This window comes from Streptomyces sp. NPDC020681, from assembly GCF_044334895.1.
In the GTDB taxonomy this organism is placed as follows: Bacteria; Actinomycetota; Actinomycetes; order Streptomycetales; family Streptomycetaceae; genus Streptomyces.
On record NZ_JBIRTX010000011.1, the window covers coordinates 1 to 18842 of the forward strand.

Sequence of the window (18842 nt, forward strand, 5' to 3'; positions counted from 1 at the left end):
CGTAGAACACCTTGATCAACGAGGAAGAGCCCTCCTCATGCCGTCCCGCACCTGCGAATCATCATCCAAGGGCTCCCCGCAACAGAGCCGCACCCTTCCGAGTTGGTGTCGGCGCTGTCGCCTGTATGCCCGATCCGAGGCAGAACGCGCCGAAGGGAACCACGTGGTCGGGGTACTCCCGAGTAGTGAACTGACCGACTGTGTACGGAGGGTGCCCGAGTTCGAGACGCGTGGTGTTCGCAGCTGGACGTATCGGTTGCACCCTGTCGTCGGCAGCGCACACGCTCGCCGGGATCTGCGAACCCAGGTGTGGATCGCGATCGCCACGAGCGGATGGCGCGAATCGATGGCAGGGCCGGCGGGCAGCCGAGCTGTCACCAACAGCAGTCGGACACAGAAGTGGGTTAGATGACCGAGCAGAGCACGATCACGCCTCCGCCGCGGTACTCCGTGAATCTCTCGGATGCCGCGGTCGAGAAGATACGCAAACTGCTGGAGCCGGAGGAGCCCGGACTCGCGCTGCGCATCTCCGTACAGCCCGGAGGCTGCTCCGGGATGCGCTACCAGCTGTACTTCACCGACGAGTACGCGAAGGTGCTGCGCAAGCAGCAGGACGAAGACGCGGATGAAGGCTTCGCCGAACCCGACGATGCCACAGAGGCGAACCAGCGTACGGCCATGGAGACGGCGGGTGAATCGGTCCAGTGGTACGGGGGATTCGCCGTGGTCGTGGACAAGCTGAGCGGACCGTTCCTGGATGGGGCGGAAATCGACTACGCGGACACCCTGCAGAAGCAGGGGTTCACCATCGACAATCCGAACGCGCAAGGTACGTGCGGCTGTGGTGACTCCTTCCAGTGACGCGGTCCCTTCGGAGCCGGAGGTGGAAGCGCCCAACTGGACATGTGCTCAGGCGCTGTCGTACGGACTGATCTCTCGATTCCGCCCGACATGGTCGACGGCTTCGATGGAGTTCCGTGCCGCGTACGAGGTCCTCGCGCTGACTCTGCTGTTCACCGACCGGATGGATCCGGCGCGTGCGATGCGCCAGGTGCGGCGCGTACTTGAGCATGAGATCGAGTGGGCTGTGTGGTGCCAGGCCCAATTGATCAGTCCCGAGGTCGTTCTCACCATCGCCGACCGCGACAAGGCGGGGCGTGCGTGGCGGTGGCTTGCAGAGAGCCGTTTGCTCGGAGGCGAACTCCTTGCGGGGTGTTCACCGGGCCAGGAGGATGTGTTGATGCGCGGCGTGGGCGTGTCACTTGGGGTGACAAGTGCACGCGAATTCCTCCGGAACCTCGGCGCGGCAACTGGGGAATTGTCCCAGTGAGTTGTGAAGGCCATGGTGTAGCGGCGGGAGCAGGGGAGTGCTCCCGCCGCATGGAGGCATGGGAGAAGCGGGGCTGCGTAACACATTGCCCGGCGGCAGTCCGAGAGTCCGTGCCCGCGCGAGCTCAGAGCGTTGACGAGCCGTACGAGACCCCCTCACACCGAACTGAGCGCCACGGTTCCGGCACGATCACTCTCGTAGGAGTGCGGGCAGGTCAGGATCAGGCGGGCCGGGGTCTGCGGGGGCCGGGTCTTGTGGACGAAGGCGCGACGCAGGCTCGGGTACGGCTCGGTGGGACCGCCTCGGAAGTTGCGGTTCATTTCGTCTAGTTCAGCGGCACGGTAGGCCGCCAGGGGCTTGGTCCTCTCGTCCTGCTCGCGGCGGGCCTTCTTCTGATCCAGGCGGGTGGCGAGCATGGGGGACGTGGCCAGGTTGGCTGCGGCCCGGGTCACCCAGGCTCGGTACTCGCCCGGACTGCCGGGGACCAACACATCGATCAGGCCCATGGACCGGGCTGCGGCGGCGCTCACCGGCAGCGCCTCGGTGGTCAGCCGCTCCGCCATCTCCGCACCGACCCTGCGCGGCAAGGTGTAGGTCCAGTACTCCGAGCCGTACAGGCCCATCGTCCGGTAGTGCGGATTGAGGACGGCGCCCTCACGGCACCAGACCTCGTCGGCCGCGAGGGCCATCATCAGCCCTCCGGCCGCCGCGTTCCCGGACAGGGCGGCAACGATGTGCCGGTCGGTCGTGGTCAAGATGGCCTCGACCAAGTCGTTCATGGCGTTGATGTTGGCCCACGATTCGGCAGCCGGGTCCGCGGCGGCCTCGATCATGCCGAGGTGGATGCCGTTGGAGAAGATGTCCCGTTCCGGGCCGAGTACCAGCACCGATGTGGGACGGGTGCAGGCGGTGCGGTACGCCGTGAGCAGCCGCCGGCACTGGTCCGTACTCATCGCGCCACCGGGGAACGAGAACGAGAGCAGACCGACCGGGCCGCTCTCGCGGTAGCGGATCTGCGAGTACGTGGCACGGCCTGCGGCGTCTCCGGGGTCGACCGGAACCTCGGGCACCTGTGCCAAGTGGGAGCTCAGGACATCCGCTGCGGGCAGCTTCCACGCCGGCGTAGACCCCTTGGTGCGACGGCGGCGCAGCTCGGCGATCCACACCGCTCCGTCACTGGTCGCCCGGCAGATCGCGCCGTCGCGGGTGGCGATGAACCGGCCCGGGACGGTGTCGTGCAACTCGTCCTCGGGGTGGCCGCCGTGGAGGTAGTACTCGGTGCCGTACAGCTCCTCCAGGACACCCGGACGGGAGTCAGCCGCCCGCAGTTTGCGCAGCACGGCGGCGGTGCTGTCGGTCTTCCAGTCGATCCGGCGGTATTCCTGTGCGTGGTACGGGCGGAGGCGTCCGCGTACGTAACCTGCGCCGGAGTCGAGTGGAACGGGCCGCCAGTTGCCGGCGGCGAAGCGGTCCACCGCAAGCAGCCCGGCCTCCACCGCCGCGTCCGCGACCTCGCCGCGGTACAGGTCGCTCTTGCTGATGCCCGGTGGCACGTGGAAGGGGACGGACGCCCAGATGTCGCCCGCATCCATCTCGCGACCCGCCTGCAGCACGGTCACACCCCAGTCACGTGCCCGCTCGTGCAGGGCCCAGTCGAGCGAGGAAGGTCCGCGGTCGCCCAGCGGACCGGGATGGATGATCAGCACCGTCCGGGTGGACCAGATGTCCTCGGGAACGGTGGTGGTCAGCATGGGCGCCAGGATGAGGTGCGGATCCGTACGGTCGACGCCCTCGCGGATCGCGTCGTCGCCGAGGGCAAGTTGCACACAGACGGTGTGACCGCGGTCGCGCAGGACCGTGTGGAAGCGCTGGGTCAGGCTGTTGAAGGCGCTGGAGATCAGGAGAATGCGCATCGGAAGGAGCCTCCGTCGGACAGAGGATGGTGGTGGCCTCGTGGGGAGTTCGGCCGTGTGGCTTCAACTACGACAGTCGGTTGCGATTGGTTCGGCCGGACCTGTCCGAGTGTCGAGCCGGGCATCGCGCTGTGGGCGCCGATCCGGAGAGCTTCCGGACGTATCCGACTTGGACGATGTGGCGCGCGGCGAGCGTGGCCGTCCCGCAAAGCGAGGCGACGACCTGTTTCCAGACGTAGTGCCGAATGACCCGCCCGACTAGGGCTGAGGAGAAGGGGACGGCAATGAAGCAGTTCGTGTGGCGCTACGCGACAGGTGTGGAGCAGCAGCAGGCGGCTGCCCCTCCCTTCGAATACGACGACACACTCCAGCTGAATGTGCTGGCCGATGGACGGCGGACGGCAAAGGACAAGGCGCTGATGCTCCAGCTCGGCACCACCACGTCCACCGCCGGCTCCGCCACTCATTTCGACGATTGATGCGGAGCGGGCCATGACGGTCCTGGTGTTGACCTGCGAGCAGGACGTGACCGCCGACATGGTGGTCGACCGGTTGAACGCCCGAGGCGTGCCGTTGCTCCGCTTCGATCCGGCGGACATGCCGGCCCGCTGTGCGATGTCGGCGGAGTACGTCCACGGAGAATTTGAGGGCTACCTCTCGACGGGGAGCCGCGTCGTCAACGTGGACCACATCCGCTCGGTGTGGGTGCGCCGGCCCGGCCTTCCCGCCGCGCATGCCGAGGATGCATGCGAGTGGCTCACGGTCGAATGCGCTCAGGCGTTCTACGGGTTGCTCGAGGGACTCGGGGCGCGCTGGATGAACCCGCTGGCAGCAGCGGACCGAGCCCGGCTCAAGCCATGGCAGGTGCGCTTGGCCCATCGCTGCGGCTTTCCCGTACCGGCCACTGTCGTGACGACCTATCCGCAGGTGGCACAGCGATTCGCCGAGCGTTATCGGCACGTGGTGGTGAAATCCGTCTCGGGCCGCCCGGCGGGCGAACCTCCGGTGGCACTGCCGACGACCCTCGTACCGGCAGATGCCGACTTCTCCAGTGTGTCCGCCGGGCCGACGCTGCTGCAGCGGTTCGTCGGCAGGTCTGCGGACATACGGCTGACCGTGGTGGGGGACCAGTTCTTCGCGGCCCGGAAGGTGTCTGCGGCTGATCAGGTCGACGGACGCTTCGGCAACACAGGCGAGTGCTGGCGCCCTGTCGAGACACCCGGGCATATCCGACGCGCGGCCAACGCCTACCTGCTCAGCGCCCAACTGGTGTACGGAGCATTCGACTTCGCCGAGGACGCCGACGGCACTTGGTGGTTCCTCGAGTGCAACCAGGGCGGCCAGTTCGGATTCGTGGAACTGGAGACGGGGCAGCCGATCGCCGACGCTGTGGCGGAGTGGCTCGGCCGGCTTTCTGGCTAGGTTTCGGGGTCGCTGGGCGCCGGGGCGGCGATGACATCGAGGTCGTCAGCACCTGTTCGCGCACTTTCGACAAGGTTTCTGCAAGCCGGCTGCCGTCTCATGGTGACGTTGGGTGTCGCCGGCGGTGCGGAGTGTTGTGATGTGTGCGGGTCGCTTCACTCGGGCTGAGTGTGGGGAGCCATGGCCGTAGGCAGTGGTGGTGGCGGCGGGGGTGCGGGTGGGGCTGCTGAGGGCGGTATTCCTGGTGATCTGACGTTCACTGAGGAGGAGAAGGGCACCTTTTACGCGTTGTTGGGTGAGAGGCCGCCGAAGGCCAGTGAGACGATGGCGTTCAACTCCAGTAATCCGATGTTGGATGCTGCGAATGCGATGCTTGAGATCGCGTACATGCTTCGTGACTCGTATGGCAGGGCGCGTGAGGGGTTGCCGCAGTCGGCGTATGACCAGTATGCCGCTGGGATCGGTCAGTTGACCGGTGAGGGCGGCACCATTGATCAGTTGGAGCGGTTCAAGCGGAACCTGGTCGCGATGGCGGACGGGCAGGTCGAGCAGGCCCGCAATGTGCAGGGTACGAAGTGGCAGTTGATCGCCGAGTTGATCGCGTTCGCGATCGAGTTGTCGTTTTTGACGTCGGTTCTGGCGTTCACCGGCGGCGCGTCGATGACCGAGATCCTGCTGCTGAAGATGCGGACCCGTTTCGCGCTGCTGCTCACCGTCTACCGGATGCTGACGCGGGCGAATGTGCTGCCGGCGTTCGATGAGGGCATTCAGGAAGCGTTCATCGAACTCTCGGTGCAGGGCGCGCAGATCAACTTGAACACCGGGCGGGCCAAGCCCAAGGGCATCGACGGCCTGGATGTGGCGAAGTCGTTCGTCCTGGGGCTGGTCGCCGGGTATGTGGCGAGCGGTATCGCCGACGGCATCGCGATCGGGATCAAGAGCCTCTATAAGGACTTCTTCGACCACCGCAAGTTCGGCAGCGAGATCCTCCATGAGTTCGGCACCATTCCCGGTGAGGGCATCGGCGAGGCCACTGCCGGCTGGTTCGTGAACGGCGCGTTCGACGGCAACTGGACCAAGTTCGAGAGCGATCAGATTCTGGGCGGCATGGTCAGTGCGGCCACCACCATGCTCGTCTTCGGCGCCGGCATGGCCTTCGGCACTTTCGTCTACAAGAACTACGTCAAGCCCCGCCCCCAGTTCGGGCCCCACCAGCTCAACAGCAACAGCTGGGGCAGTAATGGCCCCGGCAGCAACTCGGGTGGCAACGGCTTCGGCAACAAGAACAATCTGCCGTTCAACGAGAACAACGTCGGCCAGCAGGGCTCACCCTTCGACCCGCCCCCCATCTACACCCCGCAGGCCGAGATCCGGCCCGATCCGGTCGACCCCCACGGGCCCGTCGGCCAACCCAACCTCGGGGAGCTCGCGCGCACCGACGACCCCGCCGACACCAACCCGTACACCTCGAACGTCAACACCGTCGGCAACGACCCCAACACCCACCTCAACACAGGCAATGACTTCAACACCCCGCTGAACAACGGCACGTTCACCCCACCACTCAACACCGGCAGCACCTTCCCGCCGCCCCACAGCAACAACACCAACAACGCGCCCGGAACCGGTTCCGACGGCACCGGTCTGCCCGAAAACCTGCCCCCCAACGACAACACCCCCTTCAACACCCCCACCCACAACCCACTCAACCCCAGCCTGACCAACAGCACCCCCTCGCTGGCGAGCAGCGGCCTGACGAACACCCCGCCGCCGCTGACCGGCATCTCGACGAGCAACAGCCCGCTCGACACCGCCTTCGACGACTTCACCAGCGACGGCGACCTGACCCCGCTCGACGAAAGCCCCATCGACGAGGGCGGGAACGACACCGGCCCGAGCGACACCTCCCCCCTCGACCCCGCCACCGGCACACCGCGGACCACCCCGCCGCAGCACCTCCCCCCAACCGGCCACACCCCCGACCCCCAACACGCCTACCGCACCGAGGGCACCGACCAGACCCACTTCGGCGACACCCCCTACGACCTCACCGACACCACCCCCACCGGCACCACCCCGACCACCTCCACCGGCACACCCACGCCCACAGGCACACCCACGCCCACAGGCACACCCACCCCTCACACCACCACCCTCCACACCACCGCCCAAGCCTGGATCAACACCCTCAACTCCCCCCACCTCAACCTCGACGGCATCCCCGACACCCCCCAAGACTTCCTCAACTGGATCACCGACAACGTCACCGCAGCAGACCTCCCCACCACACACCCCCTCCTCACCACCCTCCCCCTCACCGGAGCAGACCGCCTCGACCCCGCCATCCTCGAACTCGACCGCCTCCAAGCCGAATTCACCCACAGCGGCCAGATCCCCCGCACCAGCACCACCATCGCCCCCGAACAACTCTTCACCGACCTCCTCACCACCCCCGACCCCACCCTCGACCTCACCGACCTCGCCGAACTCCTCGCCACCGCCGCCGCCTCCATCGCCGCCCGCACCCACAACCTCACCCTCAGCCTGGTCAGCACAAACCCCACCACCAGCACCACCACCGAAGCCACATTCGGCCCCAACCCCCAACCCGACGCCGCCCTCATCCACAACGGCACCACCTACCAGACCGCCACCCCCACCAACTCCACGCCTGTCAGCACTGGTTCCACCGCCAGCGACACCGGTCCAGTCTTGGCCGGCGCCGAGTTCGTCGGTGCTCTGCGTCCTGTCGCGGTCGTCAGCCTGGCACCGGATGTGTGGGACCCGCCGCAGGAAGCCTTCGGCCAGCTCCAGTTGGGCGACGGCCAGGCCACTCCGGCGCTGCCGGAACCGGGCGACTCCAGTCATCAAGCACCAAAGCCACCGGAGATTGTGTCCGCCTTGCTGGAGGATGGCAGTCTGCTGCACGGCAGCAAAGGCTTTCCCACCGGTCGCAGTTGGGGCAAGCTACGCGCCAGCACGACCGGCGTGGTCGACACCTCACAGATGCTCTGGCTCGAGCTCCGCGAGGACGGCAAGCTCTATTCCGCCGCTGCCCCCACATATCCCGTCTGGGGACCCTGGGGCGGCGCATGGGTCATCGTCGCCGACGCCGATACCGAGGGAAACCTCATCGACGCCGCAGGCAACTCTCTGGGCCGTCACGTGGACATCGCCGAAACCATCTTCAACGACCCGGAGCGGCGACGTTACGCTTCCTGGCGTCCAGTCCTCTTTGCCGTCAACTACATCGCCAGAGGCAATCAGAACCTCCAACGCGCCACCGCCACACGCCTCGAAGCCCCCAACTACGGACTGTCAGGATCCGGTGAACTCCACGTCACGCAAGTGGGCGGCAAGGTGACCTCCGTCGTGAGTCTCGTGGACCGCGACCCCGTGACCAAGGCTGAGCCACACGGAAACATGGTCCGCTTCGATAAGCCTGCACAAACCATCCCCGACCAAGGCAATGAAGAATTCAACGCCCAAGACTCCGCAGACGTATTTCACCGTAGAGATGTTCACGTCATGCGCGTCGGCGACCAGGAGGACGGCACGCCAGGCCTCGTCTTCGCGGACAATGATGTGCGTGAATTCGAGTCCGCCGCGGTCTTGGCCAAGACCTGGCTGAGGAACGGGGACAGAGTCGAGCCCAGCGTTCTCATCGGTGGGCAGCAATACGGCGTTGAGGGAGCATAACTCCCCGCAAGGAAAGGAGATCCGGACACACCCACCGACCAACGCTCTTGGCACCTCAATGACACACCTGGCACGCTCGCCCGCGCGATCGGGCAGCAACTCGGCATCCCGAACGAAGCGAGCGCCGCGAGCGCCACCACCCCGGCCGGCGACCAGAAGGCCTCTCAACTGCTCGGCACTCCCGGCGAGTTGCTGAACGTCACCGGTAGCGCCATGGCGCCTCATAGAGAGCCCATCAGCCAGGACGTACTTGACGATGAAGCAGGCAAGGTCCCCGAACATCGTGAAGGCAGACGCCAACGGTGGGTCAAGGACGGTCTCACCCCGGACGGCCTGCGTGATCGGCACATCGAACGGATCGCCGCCATCGTTCGCGTTGCACCACCTGTCCATGACCCCACGGGGCTCCCTGCAACGCCGCTGGATCTCGCCAGAATTCGGTACAGAGAAGAAGCCGAGATCTTCGAGCAGAATCTCGCCCGGCACATCGCAACGAATATGGAGCCGGTGACCCTGGAGCTCCGGCGTCTCGCGAAGATGGTCTGGGACATGGCGATCGATGCCGACCGGGATGTCAAGCTGTTCGGCTCCGACGACCCGCAAGACCCCGGGGCTGTAGGGACCGACCGTGACGCGCTCGAGGAGGTCGTTGAGTCGGGAAATGTTCGCGAACTCGCGGCGTTCTTCTTCCACGGGTTGAAAAGCAGGTTGCTCAGAGACCTTGTCGGCTTCGAGCCCAAGGAACCGCCAGCGATCGAGGGGCAGCTAGCGCTACGGCGCCGACCGGAGATATTCAATCGCTACGAGGAAGTGAAGGGCAAGATCAGAGCCCGGTGGGCTGCGGGGGTCGCAGACGATCCGGTCCTCATGCGGGAGCAGTTCTCCCGGTGGCACGAGACGGTGCTCAGGCTGAGATTGGGAACTGTGGTTCCCTCTCTGAGCGATGCAGAGATGAAGCTCATCAACCCTCTACTTGACACTGCCTGGGAGCTGCCCAGAGCCATGTATGAGATGCCCATGTCTGCTCCAGTCCAGCTCAACTGGGAGCTTGGCGGAGGTCTCATGACGACGGGCATCTCGGGGTCGGTCCACCGTATTGCCGTCCGCCTCGCCATCCTGGCGGAAAGGCAGAAAGTCGACATCAATTTTGGTCTGCTGAGGCTCGGTCTACTGGCGACGAACGTGCTTCTTCAGCAGCACAGTTTCGCGGAGGCGATGGAGGGCTTCCAGCTTGCCATGGAAGAAATGCAGGAGCCTCCTCCGTCCATCTCCTTCATTGACACTTGGACGCGCTACGAGAACGTCTTTCCGCTCACCAAGAAAGAGCTCCGCGCCATCGCACGCGAAGGTAAATTCCCGCGCGAGCACGCCGAGGATATCTTCGGCGGCCCCTTGCCAGGGACCCCGACCGAACTACCGCCCATCGGCGCGGCACCCTTGGTGCCCACAGCGGACCCGATCGACGACATAGCTGTCAGGTTCTCGCTCGCCGAAGTCGAGGAGGCCGGGATCTTTGTGTCCCCGGAGGTGCGGACGTTCCTTGCGCTCCAAGGTAGCGAGCGGCACCCGTTGGGTGACTTCCAACTCGATGACGAGACGAGCCGAGTGCTGTTGGCCCAGCACGTCAAGGCGCTGGGCGCCGGGCGCGCTGCGGATAGTTGAGGGCCGGGCGCGCGGCCCGCACCTGTCAGGGACGCGTAAGGATCTCGTAATACGTGCAGGGCCCAACGGCGGGGATTCGACGTGGTGTTCTTCTCTGGTCCGGCGCTTCGCCGGATACCTGTCACAGCAAGGAGACCAGCACATATGAAGCGTGCGCGCGCACAGGTGGGACGGCTCAAGCGCATAGCGATGGTCGGTGCGTTCGGTGCCGTTCTCGCGGTCGGCGGCGGCGTCGCCGCCTCTTCACCCGCGGTGGCGGCCGAGGTCACCGGCCAGCTCAAGAACCAGCAGACCAAGCGCTGCCTCGACGCGAACCACCAGGGCAACGTCTATATGCGGCCCTGCGAAGTGAACAATCTGCACCAGACATGGACGATCTTCTCTGCCGACTTGACGGCCGATGACGGCTATGGACGGTTCAGGATTAAGAACAGGGCCACGAATCAATGCCTCATCATGTGGTCGGACAGTTACCCGCACGGGCATCTCGCGACCGACGCCAGGTGCGGCGACGCGATCTGGAACAACGAAACCGCCCTCCTCGACGCTGTCGGCACGTCCTTCAACAACATGGCCATTCGTGCCAAACACCCCCGCACAGGAAACCAGCCGTTCTGCCTCGGCGGCACCTACGAGCGGGCTTATGCACAGGTCTGCAACGGCAGCACTTCCCAGAAGTGGGCCCGAACCACCCGCGGCTGATCTCCGCCCCTGTCGGTGAGGAGCGGATGCACTTGGGGCCCGGTCGGCGAGCTCGCCGACCGGGCCCACGCATGGTCCCGCATTCGGTGGGCAATCAGGCGATCTCGGGCAGCCGGTCGGCGCCGGGAGCGGCGTCCAACTTGAAGGTCCCCCAGGTCGTATCCCCCGAACCCCTACGAGGGGCAACGCACGGCCTAAGATCCGCGCATGGACGAGAACCAGCCACCGCCGCTGACGATCAGCGCGATATCAGACCGGTCTCGGTGGGTGGGGCGTACTGCCGAACTCGGCGTGCTTGAGGATCTGCTGACGTCGCTTCGTCATGGAGAGGGCGGTTGTGTCCTCATAGAGGGGCCGCCCGGCATCGGCAAGAGCGCGCTGGTGAGTCAGGCAGTGCAGCGCTTCGGCGCGGCTGAAGTCCTGTTGCTGCGCGGCAGTGCGGATGAATTCTGTGTGAGCCTGCCCTTCCAGCTGATCACCGAGGCATTGCGGCCCGTACGGGCGGTGGAAACGCCCCCGGAGGGCGGGTCTCTGTGGGGAGCGAGTGCGCGGGATCCGCTGGCCGCGGGGGTGCAGGAGGCGCTGGCCCGGGTGGAGCGGGCGTGTGCGGTACAGCCGGTGGTGCTGGTGGCCAGTGACCTGCAGTGGGTGGACGAGGCGAGCCTGGCCGTGCTCGGCGGCTTGGCGCGGCTCACCGCGCAGGTGCCGCTGTTGCTGGTGGCGGAGGTGACGACCGGTTCGACGCGCGACGAGGTGCATCAGCTGCGCCGGGCCATCCTGTCGAGACGGGCCCAGCAGATTGCACTCGGTCCCTTGAACCAGGAGGAGACCGCTCGCCTCACGGAAGGACTTCTCGGGGTCGCTGCTGGCGACGAACTCCGTGCGCTCACCGCGAAATGCGGCGGGAATCCGCTGTATGTACGCGAGATGACGGCTGCCATGGTGCGCGAGCGTCGCATCGTGGTGCGGCACGGAAGTGCACACCTCGTGCGCGGCGCTGAGGCCGAGGAGCGGCTGCCCGGATCGCTGGGTGAGGTCATCGCGGACCGTATCGGGCACATGGCGCAGGACACGTTGGAGGTGCTGCGGGCCGCCAGCATGCTGGGTACCACCTTTGAGCCGGGCGAGCTCGCGGCTGTCTTGGGCTGGTCCGTCGCCAGAGTCATCACAGCGCTCGACGAAGCGGCTGCAACAGGTGCGTTGCGCGACACCGGGGCAGCCGCCGAGTTCCACGCGCCGCTGTTGAGGCAGGCCCTCTACGAGTCGATGCCGACGCCGGTACGGGCCATGCGCCACCGCCACACGGCACAGATGCTCAGCGAGGACGGCCGGCCTGCCGAACGGGTCGCGGCACACCTTTTCCTCGCCCAAGGAGTGCAGGACGAATGGACGCTGTCCTGGCTGGCCGACTCGGGAACCAGTCTGCTCTGCAAAGCCCCGGAGCTTGCCCGGGAGCTCCTCCAACGGGCCGTCGCCTCACTGGGCAAGAGCGACAAGCGGCGCGACCCGCTGGAAGCCGTCCTGGTGATGGCCGCGTTCCTGCGCGGCCGGCATCAGGAGTGCGAAGCCCTCGCGACCAGGGTTCTTGCCGGCACGAAAGAACCCGCTCAGGCCGCGGAGATGACCTGGATCCTGGCGTACAGCCTGCTCCAGCAGGCAAGGCCGGGCGAAGCCCTGGACCTGGTGACCGACGCTCCTCGGCGGTGGGAACTCCCACCGCTGTGGGAGGCCCGGCTGTGCGCCTTGCACGGCGTCCTCTTGGTGACGCTGCCCGGCGAAGTCGGCGGTGACTCCGTGATGCCGATTTTGCACAAGGCGATGGAAAGCGGAAGGGCACTCCGCGATGCTCAGACCATCGCCTACGCGGCGAACTCGCTCAAGGTCGCGTGTCTGCGCGCGGACATGCTGGATGAGGGACGGCGGTATCTGGAAGAGGGCATCGCCGCAGCCGAAGGCGATCCCCAACTGACCGACGTACACCTGCTTCTCCTGGCCAACAGCCTGGACCTCTTCCGCCAAGTGGACCTCCTCGACCGAGCCCGGGAGAGTGCACGCAAGGCGCGCAAGCTGGCGGCGGAAGCCGGCACGGCGCGACTGGGAATGGTGCTGGTGGCGACGGCGAACTTCTCCTACATCGTCGGCGCTCATGACGAAGCTCTGGCCGACCTGGAACTGTCGGAAGAGCTGTCGGAGGCTCCTTACGTCACCGTCATCCGCCACAGCATGACGGCCATGCTGAAGATCCGCCGGGGCCAACTGGCCGAAGCAGCCGCCCACTTGGAAGCGATCGGGCAGGACGAGATGGCGCCGAACGTCCGGGCCGTGTCCGGGATCCTCATGTATGCGCGTCTGGCCATAGCCGAGGCCGAAGGCCGTCAGGACGATGCGCGCGCGATCCTGCGCAGGATCCTCTCGGACGAATTCCTGCTGACCTGCGATGACGCGTTTCGCCCCCTGCCCCTCGCGGCGAGAACCGCCAGAGGGCTGGAGGACAGTGCGCTGGCGGCGGAAGTGCTCGCCGCGGTGAGCCGCGTACACGAACGTGACACTCGTGAAGTCGTGCGAGCGACGGCACGCCAGTGCCAGGGTTTGCTCACTTCCGACCCAGGGCCGTTGCGTGAGGCACTGACCTTCTTTCGTACGGTGTCGCGAGTGGTTGAGGCCACCGTGTGCGCCGAGGACCTGTCGGTGGTGCTGGCCGAGACGGGCGACACCGCGGAGGCCAGGGCGGCGATGCGGGAGGCCGTGCAGGGGTATCTCCAGCTGGGTGCGACGGGTGACCTCGAGCGAGCGGATGCGCGCTGGCGTGCGGTGGGCCTGCGCCGGCGCGTCATGGGAGCGCGCAAGCGCCCCGCAGACGGCTGGGAAGCGCTGACCCCCACGGAACTGCGTATCGCCGAACTCGTCGCGGAAGGGTTGTCCAATCCGGACATCGGCGAGCGTCTCTACTCCTCACGCCGCACAGTCCAGACCCACGTCACCCATATCCTCGCCAAACTGGGCCTGCGCTCACGCAACGAGGTCGCCAGAGCCATGGCAGCCCGGTCTCGGCCTCGTGCGGTGAGCTGATCCCGGATCGGCCGCACCGCCTGCACGTCGACCGGTTCTGGATCAGTACCGCATCGAGGACGACACTGCACATCGAGGTTCTCACCTCGGCCGCACCCACCGTCCGAAGGTGCCCATGTACCGACAAGGCAGGAGAGCGGGCGGGCCGAAGCCGGGCTGCGTTTCCAGGCTTCGGCCCGTTCCCCAACTGGTCAACCCCGTAGGTTCCCCAACAGGCCTGGGCGCGGCTGGTCGGCGGTGCCGTGCTCACGTGGGTGGGGTCGTTGCACAGTCGCAGCGGCCCCTGGGCCACCGCTATCGAGGTGTTCGGTGGCAGTGCGGGCTAGCTCTGCCAGAATGCCCGTACCAACGTGTTCTACGTACTCGGCGTGGTGGGGTTCATTACGTGTGGGCATCGAATTCGTTGTGGCTGGCGTTGTACACGACCCGGTACCACTGGGCGTATGAGTCCAGGTAAGCGCGCGTAGGTGAGTTCACCGGCTCCTTCTGCACCTCGTCGTGGAGGGAGAGATGGACCTGGCCGCGTAGGTCGACCTGTCGGAGGTCGATCAGCGGGTCCTGTCAGCGAGTTGGGGCCAGGGCCAGATGCAGTGCGCCTCGATCGATTCCAGTGCCGGGCACCACGACGGTGTCCAGCGTGGGCGGCGCGAAATGGTGTCCGCATCACGGGATCCTTGCGGGCCGTGCCCACCCAGTCCCCGATCCGTACCTCACCAAGCCCCCAACCTTCGCGATCTCACCCGCCCGCACCCCGGAACGCCGCACCGCAGCGCCTTCGTGGAGACCTCGACCGCCGTCGTCTTGCCCTCATGCGCCGAGGCAGACATTTGCGAGTACAGCACCGCCCGCGCCGGCCGGGCAACTGATTACGTTGACCGCCGGCCAAGGCTGAACCGAGTGGCTGCTCCATCCGTAGGTATAGGCGCAGTACGGAGACGGGCAGAAGTTGTCCCGTAATTCGATGGTTCCCCGAGAGGGAGAGGTATCTTGCGTTCACTTGATCTGCACCCGATCTTCCGCAACAACCGGGATATCGACCAGGCGGTTAGGAGCTTCATCTTCGGCGCGTACAGCGCGGGAGAGTCCGTGGCGGAAATCATCCCCGGGAAGGGAAAGCAGAACCTCAAGTCGCATGTCCTGGCGTACTTGAACCAGAACCACATGCGCAAGTTCTACCGTCGCGTGGAAGCGGACCCGAACAATGCGGGCCGGATCGTGGTCTATTTCAAGTAGGAGGAACGGAGAGGTGCGCGGCGGTCGCTGCAGCGACCGCCGTTTTCTCCTGCCCTGAGATATGCCGGGACGCGCTCCGCACGGCTTATGGGGCACCAGAGTTAAGAAAGCATTCACCTCGACACGGGAGTGACCATGACCGCGTTCCGCAGGATCAGCCGGCTCCGTATGACCCGCCCGGGCAAGCGGCACCTCATCGCCGCAGCGGTGAGCGCGACCGCAGTCCTCGCACTCGCCGGCTGTTCGCTGTCCGACTTCGGGTACGAGGAGGGCATCTGCATGGAGAACGAGTACCCAACGCTCGCCGTCGGCGCAATCGGCGGGGACTGCGTCACCAAGGGTGAGGAGCCACCCAAGGGCTATGTGCGCTACCCCGAGGGCAAGGAGCCGCAGAAGGTCGATGACAAGTGGGACAAGTACTGGGACACGCACACCGTGGACAAGGAGGGCCGGATCGTCGAGGTGCCAGGGGGCAACTGATGGCCGCCCAGCGGGCGTTCTCGCGGCGGGTGATGACGACAAGGTTCACGCAAGGAGTCGACAAGACGTGTGGCGCAGCATCGGCCTTCACCGCCCTTTGCGGGCGGTACACGCCCTGGAGTGGTGCGTGTGAAGCTCCGACAGAGGGACGACGATGGCGACGTGGGATCGTGTCCCGTCTCGACTCCACGCGCCGGGGCGGGGTCCGCGCGGGCGCGGTCACCGACACCCTGATGTCCGTCTGCGGCTCCAACCGCCATGGATTCGTAAGGATTTCACGCGCCCGCAGAATCCGCTGATCACCTAGCTTGCTGGTCATGGACGGGCATCCCGGTCAGGGATGTCACAAGGAACGTACCTTCGGAGCACTGCCTTGATACCTCGGACCCGGCAAAGCCATCCTGCCCGGCGCTCCCATCGAGCCCGCCGCCTCCGTCGCGGTGCCGCCGTGGTGACCACGGGGGTGTGGCTCAGCCTCATGTCCTCTGCGGCTCCTGCGCACACTCCGCCCCCGGCGGTCAGCGCCAAGGGCGCCTATTTGCTGGACGGTTCGGCTGGGGGAGAGCTCTACGCCAAGGCCGCGAGCACCAGGCGGGAGATGGCCAGCACCACCAAGATCATGACGGCGGCGGTGGTTCTCGACACGCCAGGTCTCGATCTCGACCGCAAGGTGAAGGTCAAGCAGTCCTACCGGGACTACGTGTTCCGCCACGGAGCCAGCACGGCCGATCTGCAGACCGGCGACAGGATGACCATTCGTCAGCTCCTCTACGCATTGATGCTGCCGTCCGGTTGCGATGCCGCTTACGCGCTCGCCGACACCTTCGGGGCGGGCGCCACGGAGTCCTCCCGTACAGTCTCGTTCATCGCCAGGATGAACAAGAAGGCCGCCGCCCTCGGCATGACGAACACCCGCTTCGACTCCTTCGACGGCGTCTCGGACTCGGGAGCCAACTACTCCACGCCAAAAGACCTGGCGAAGCTGGCCGGAACCGCGATGAAGGTCTCCACGTTCCGGGGTGTCGTCAAGACGACCAAGATCACCACCGGGGCGCCTGCCGCGAACGGCAACACACGTACCTACACCTGGACCAACACCAACCAGATGCTCAGTGCCTACGACGGCACCCTGGGCATCAAGACCGGCACGAGCACGCCCGCTGGGCCCTGTCTGGTGTTCGCAGCAGAGCGCGAGGGGCGGACCGTCATCGGTGTCGTCCTCAACGGCGCTGACCGCTACCCGGACGCCGGCAAGCTGCTCGACTACGCGTTCGGCACCTCTCTTGCGCAGACGGAGGAATTCCGTTCCGCGGTGCCTGCCGGTGAGGGGCGTACCGCCGTTGGGTGACACGGCGGGCGACGATGGCACGATCGAGGAGGCGGCATGACGCTGGTGGAATATGTCTCGGACTGGGTGGACGAGGCCGGACTCCATGTGGAAGAGGTCGGCTACTGCATCACCTTCGTACGGGGAGTGCAGCCGAGGGCGGCACTGCGCGGGTTGGGGATCGAAGATGCCGATATCCGCACCGGCACATGGAACGAGTTGACGGACTACGCGGACTCACGCGAACCGCGCGGCCACTACAACGCCACCACCGCGTTCTCCGTCGGTGAGTTCGCGGTGGTGGTGGAGGACCGTGGATACCGCGGCAGCCTCCCGGAGTGGCAGCTGGCGCTGTCCGAAGGTACCGAGCTGATCAATGTCCATGAGGTGCCCGTTCGCGGGTGCCAACAACTGACCATCGTCGAGAACGGTGCCCAAGTGGCATGTGTCCACGGTGATGACCTCGCCGACGGCCCTGAGGACCGACCCGATGGCCTCAAGGCGGTGCAGACCGAGGACGAGGAACTGGCCGCCCGGTTGTCCCTGCTGATTCGCTCCGCGTTGCGGCCCTTCGAGAAGGGTGACGAGCCACCCGAGGACTTCGAGGACGGCTGGGTGGACCTCTTGCAGGTAGCTTGTGACTACCTCGGTCTGCGCCCCGCCGTGAGGCACATCGAAGGACCCCTCCTCGGCGCGGCCGTGAGCCTGCTGCCAGTGTGACCAGGGGCGGCGCCTGTGGACGGCTGCCGCCCCGTACTGCATGTCATTCCTGGTACGTGCCCGACTCCAGCGGGCTCCAACGTCCCTTCTGCACCTGGTAGATGGTCAGTTGCTGATTGGCCGAGTCGCCGAAACTGTTGAAGGAAACCGGCCCCGTCGCGCCGGTGAACGCCACCTCATTGAGGGCTCGAGAGATGGCCGCGCGGGGTGCCTTGGGCAGCTTCTCCGCGTTCTGTGCGGTGACAACCTTGACGGCCTCGACGATGGCCATGGCACCGTCGTAGGCGTACGCCCCGTACGGGCCAGGGGGTTCGTCATACCCGACGACGTGATATTCGGCCTTGAAGACGTCGGCCGACGGCAGCCGGTCGAGGGGCACACCTACTGACGTGACGTAGTCACCTTCCGCGGCGTCGCCCGCGGTCTCTATGTACGCGGGATCGTAGACGGCATCGCCGCCCATCAGTGCGAGGTGGCTGTCGTATTCCTTGAGGGCCTTGATCAGGGCGGCGCACTCCGGGTGCTCGGCCCCCAAGTACACCAAGTCTGCTTCAACTTCAGCGAGTTGATCGACGAGCCCGGGGAAGGACCGGTCGCCGAGCCGGAAGTTCCACCGGCCGGCGACGGTTCCGCCCAGCCGGCGGAACTCGTCCGCGAAGGTCGTCGCCAGAGTCGCTCCGTACGGCCCGCGATCGTCGAGCACGAGCACGCGCTTCTTGCGGGGATCGCGGTGGACATGGCGTGCGGCGAACGGCCCGTGAGCGGCATCCGTCGCCACGGTCCGGAAGTAGCTCTCCGAACGACGCACCGCCTTCCCGCTCAGCCAATTCTCGCCCTGGGTAAGCGCGGGGTGAGTGTTGGCGGGGGACACCAGGGCCAACTGGGCGTCCTTCAAAAGCGGTTGCATCAGGAAGGCCACATGGGAATTGAGGGGACCGACGACACCGATGACTTCCGGCCGGCCGATCAGCTTCTCTGCGATATCGCGGCCACGGCCCGCGGAGCCTTGGTCGTCGTACGCCTTGACCTCGAACTCGATGCCGGGAACCGCCTCCGACCAGTTGGCCTGGACCACCGCCAGGTGGACCGAGTGGGCGATCCCGAGTCCTGAGGCCGCGAGGGGCCCTGTCAGCGGGGAGACCACCGCGATCACCACTCTGCGCGAAGGCGCTTGGTGCTTGGCGGCGCACGCCGTCCCGACAAAGAGCCCCGCCGTGGCCTGCATGCCCATGCTAAGCACACCGCGCCGTGACGTCCCCTCCGACGGTAGGTGACAGCGGCGCGC

General features: G+C 66.2%; 14 protein-coding genes. 12 read left to right on the forward strand and 2 right to left on the reverse strand.

Annotated elements, in window-relative coordinates; all coding sequences use genetic code 11:
- Positions 1 to 408: 408 nt before the first annotated feature.
- Together ACH4YL_RS24885 and ACH4YL_RS24890 are read left to right on the forward strand one after the other, a co-directional pair.
- Positions 409 to 861 carry a HesB/IscA family protein gene (locus ACH4YL_RS24885; RefSeq protein ID WP_398509635.1) on the forward strand — a complete coding sequence of 151 codons (453 nt, stop codon included), beginning with the start codon at positions 409 to 411 and terminating at the stop codon, positions 859 to 861.
- Between the two features lie 22 nt (positions 862 to 883).
- On the forward strand, positions 884 to 1330 hold the full coding sequence (locus ACH4YL_RS24890) for a hypothetical protein (protein ID WP_398509636.1): 447 nt from the start codon (positions 884 to 886) through the stop codon (positions 1328 to 1330).
- Positions 1331 to 1485: 155 nt separating this feature from the next.
- Here the strand turns inward: ACH4YL_RS24890 and ACH4YL_RS24895 are convergent, their stop codons facing one another.
- Positions 1486 to 3243 (reverse strand): hydrogenase maturation protein, encoded by a 1758-nt coding sequence (locus ACH4YL_RS24895; RefSeq protein ID WP_398509637.1) that lies wholly within the window; start codon positions 3241 to 3243, stop codon positions 1486 to 1488.
- Positions 3244 to 3527: 284 nt separating this feature from the next.
- On the opposite strand from ACH4YL_RS24895, the gene tgmA reads away from it, so the two are divergent.
- The 10 genes from tgmA to ACH4YL_RS24945 all read left to right on the forward strand — a co-directional run bounded on the left by tgmA (position 3528) and on the right by ACH4YL_RS24945 (position 17557).
- Positions 3528 to 3722 carry a putative ATP-grasp-modified RiPP gene (tgmA, locus tag ACH4YL_RS24900; protein ID WP_398509638.1) on the forward strand — a complete coding sequence of 65 codons (195 nt, stop codon included), beginning with the start codon at positions 3528 to 3530 and terminating at the stop codon, positions 3720 to 3722.
- A gap of 13 nt (positions 3723 to 3735) precedes the next feature.
- Positions 3736 to 4665, forward strand: coding sequence for an ATP-grasp ribosomal peptide maturase (gene tgmB / locus ACH4YL_RS24905; protein WP_398509639.1), 930 nt, complete (start codon positions 3736 to 3738; stop codon positions 4663 to 4665).
- A gap of 180 nt (positions 4666 to 4845) precedes the next feature.
- Positions 4846 to 8364: a hypothetical protein gene (locus tag ACH4YL_RS24910; RefSeq protein ID WP_398509640.1), complete on the forward strand. Its 3519-nt coding sequence runs from the start codon at positions 4846 to 4848 to the stop codon at positions 8362 to 8364.
- 189 nt (positions 8365 to 8553) lie between these two features.
- A complete protein-coding gene (locus ACH4YL_RS24915; RefSeq protein WP_398509641.1) occupies positions 8554 to 10026 on the forward strand; it encodes a hypothetical protein in 1473 nt (490 codons plus the stop codon).
- A 144-nt stretch (positions 10027 to 10170) separates the two neighbouring features.
- Entirely contained in the window at positions 10171 to 10728 is a 558-nt protein-coding gene (locus ACH4YL_RS24920) for an RICIN domain-containing protein (protein ID WP_398509642.1), read from the forward strand.
- 207 nt (positions 10729 to 10935) lie between these two features.
- A complete protein-coding gene (locus ACH4YL_RS24925) occupies positions 10936 to 13797 on the forward strand; it encodes an AAA family ATPase (RefSeq protein WP_398509643.1) in 2862 nt (953 codons plus the stop codon).
- Positions 13798 to 14784: 987 nt separating this feature from the next.
- Positions 14785 to 15030 carry a Smr/MutS family protein gene (locus tag ACH4YL_RS24930; RefSeq protein ID WP_398509644.1) on the forward strand — a complete coding sequence of 82 codons (246 nt, stop codon included), beginning with the start codon at positions 14785 to 14787 and terminating at the stop codon, positions 15028 to 15030.
- A 135-nt stretch (positions 15031 to 15165) separates the two neighbouring features.
- The gene (locus ACH4YL_RS24935) at positions 15166 to 15510 is read left to right on the forward strand and encodes an SCO0607 family lipoprotein (protein WP_398509645.1); all 345 of its coding nucleotides are present in this window, start codon (positions 15166 to 15168) and stop codon (positions 15508 to 15510) included.
- 478 nt (positions 15511 to 15988) lie between these two features.
- Positions 15989 to 16858, forward strand: a complete 870-nt coding sequence (locus ACH4YL_RS24940) for a D-alanyl-D-alanine carboxypeptidase family protein (protein ID WP_398509788.1) — start codon at positions 15989 to 15991, stop codon at positions 16856 to 16858.
- Positions 16859 to 16894: 36 nt separating this feature from the next.
- Positions 16895 to 17557, forward strand: a complete 663-nt coding sequence (locus tag ACH4YL_RS24945; protein WP_398509646.1) for a DUF6461 domain-containing protein — start codon at positions 16895 to 16897, stop codon at positions 17555 to 17557.
- 43 nt (positions 17558 to 17600) lie between these two features.
- Here the strand turns inward: ACH4YL_RS24945 and ACH4YL_RS24950 are convergent, their stop codons facing one another.
- The gene (locus tag ACH4YL_RS24950) at positions 17601 to 18788 is read right to left on the reverse strand and encodes a branched-chain amino acid ABC transporter substrate-binding protein (RefSeq protein WP_398509647.1); all 1188 of its coding nucleotides are present in this window, start codon (positions 18786 to 18788) and stop codon (positions 17601 to 17603) included.
- Between the last annotated feature and the right edge of the window lie 54 nt (positions 18789 to 18842).

Bases quoted from the DNA above. Each gene is read 5' to 3' on its own strand.
- ACH4YL_RS24885 (WP_398509635.1), top strand. From the start codon at position 409: ATGACCGAGCAGAGCACGATCACGCCTCCGCCGCGGTACTCCGTGAAT.
- ACH4YL_RS24895 (WP_398509637.1), bottom strand. From the start codon at position 3,243: ATGCGCATTCTCCTGATCTCCAGCGCCTTCAACAGCCTGACCCAGCGC.
- tgmA (WP_398509638.1), top strand. From the start codon at position 3,528: ATGAAGCAGTTCGTGTGGCGCTACGCGACAGGTGTGGAGCAGCAGCAG.
- tgmB (WP_398509639.1), top strand. From the start codon at position 3,736: ATGACGGTCCTGGTGTTGACCTGCGAGCAGGACGTGACCGCCGACATG.
- ACH4YL_RS24910 (WP_398509640.1), top strand. From the start codon at position 4,846: ATGGCCGTAGGCAGTGGTGGTGGCGGCGGGGGTGCGGGTGGGGCTGCT.
- ACH4YL_RS24920 (WP_398509642.1), top strand. From the start codon at position 10,171: ATGAAGCGTGCGCGCGCACAGGTGGGACGGCTCAAGCGCATAGCGATG.
- ACH4YL_RS24925 (WP_398509643.1), top strand. From the start codon at position 10,936: ATGGACGAGAACCAGCCACCGCCGCTGACGATCAGCGCGATATCAGAC.
- ACH4YL_RS24935 (WP_398509645.1), top strand. From the start codon at position 15,166: ATGACCGCGTTCCGCAGGATCAGCCGGCTCCGTATGACCCGCCCGGGC.
- ACH4YL_RS24940 (WP_398509788.1), top strand. From the start codon at position 15,989: ATGTCCTCTGCGGCTCCTGCGCACACTCCGCCCCCGGCGGTCAGCGCC.
- ACH4YL_RS24945 (WP_398509646.1), top strand. From the start codon at position 16,895: ATGACGCTGGTGGAATATGTCTCGGACTGGGTGGACGAGGCCGGACTC.
- ACH4YL_RS24950 (WP_398509647.1), bottom strand. From the start codon at position 18,788: ATGGGCATGCAGGCCACGGCGGGGCTCTTTGTCGGGACGGCGTGCGCC.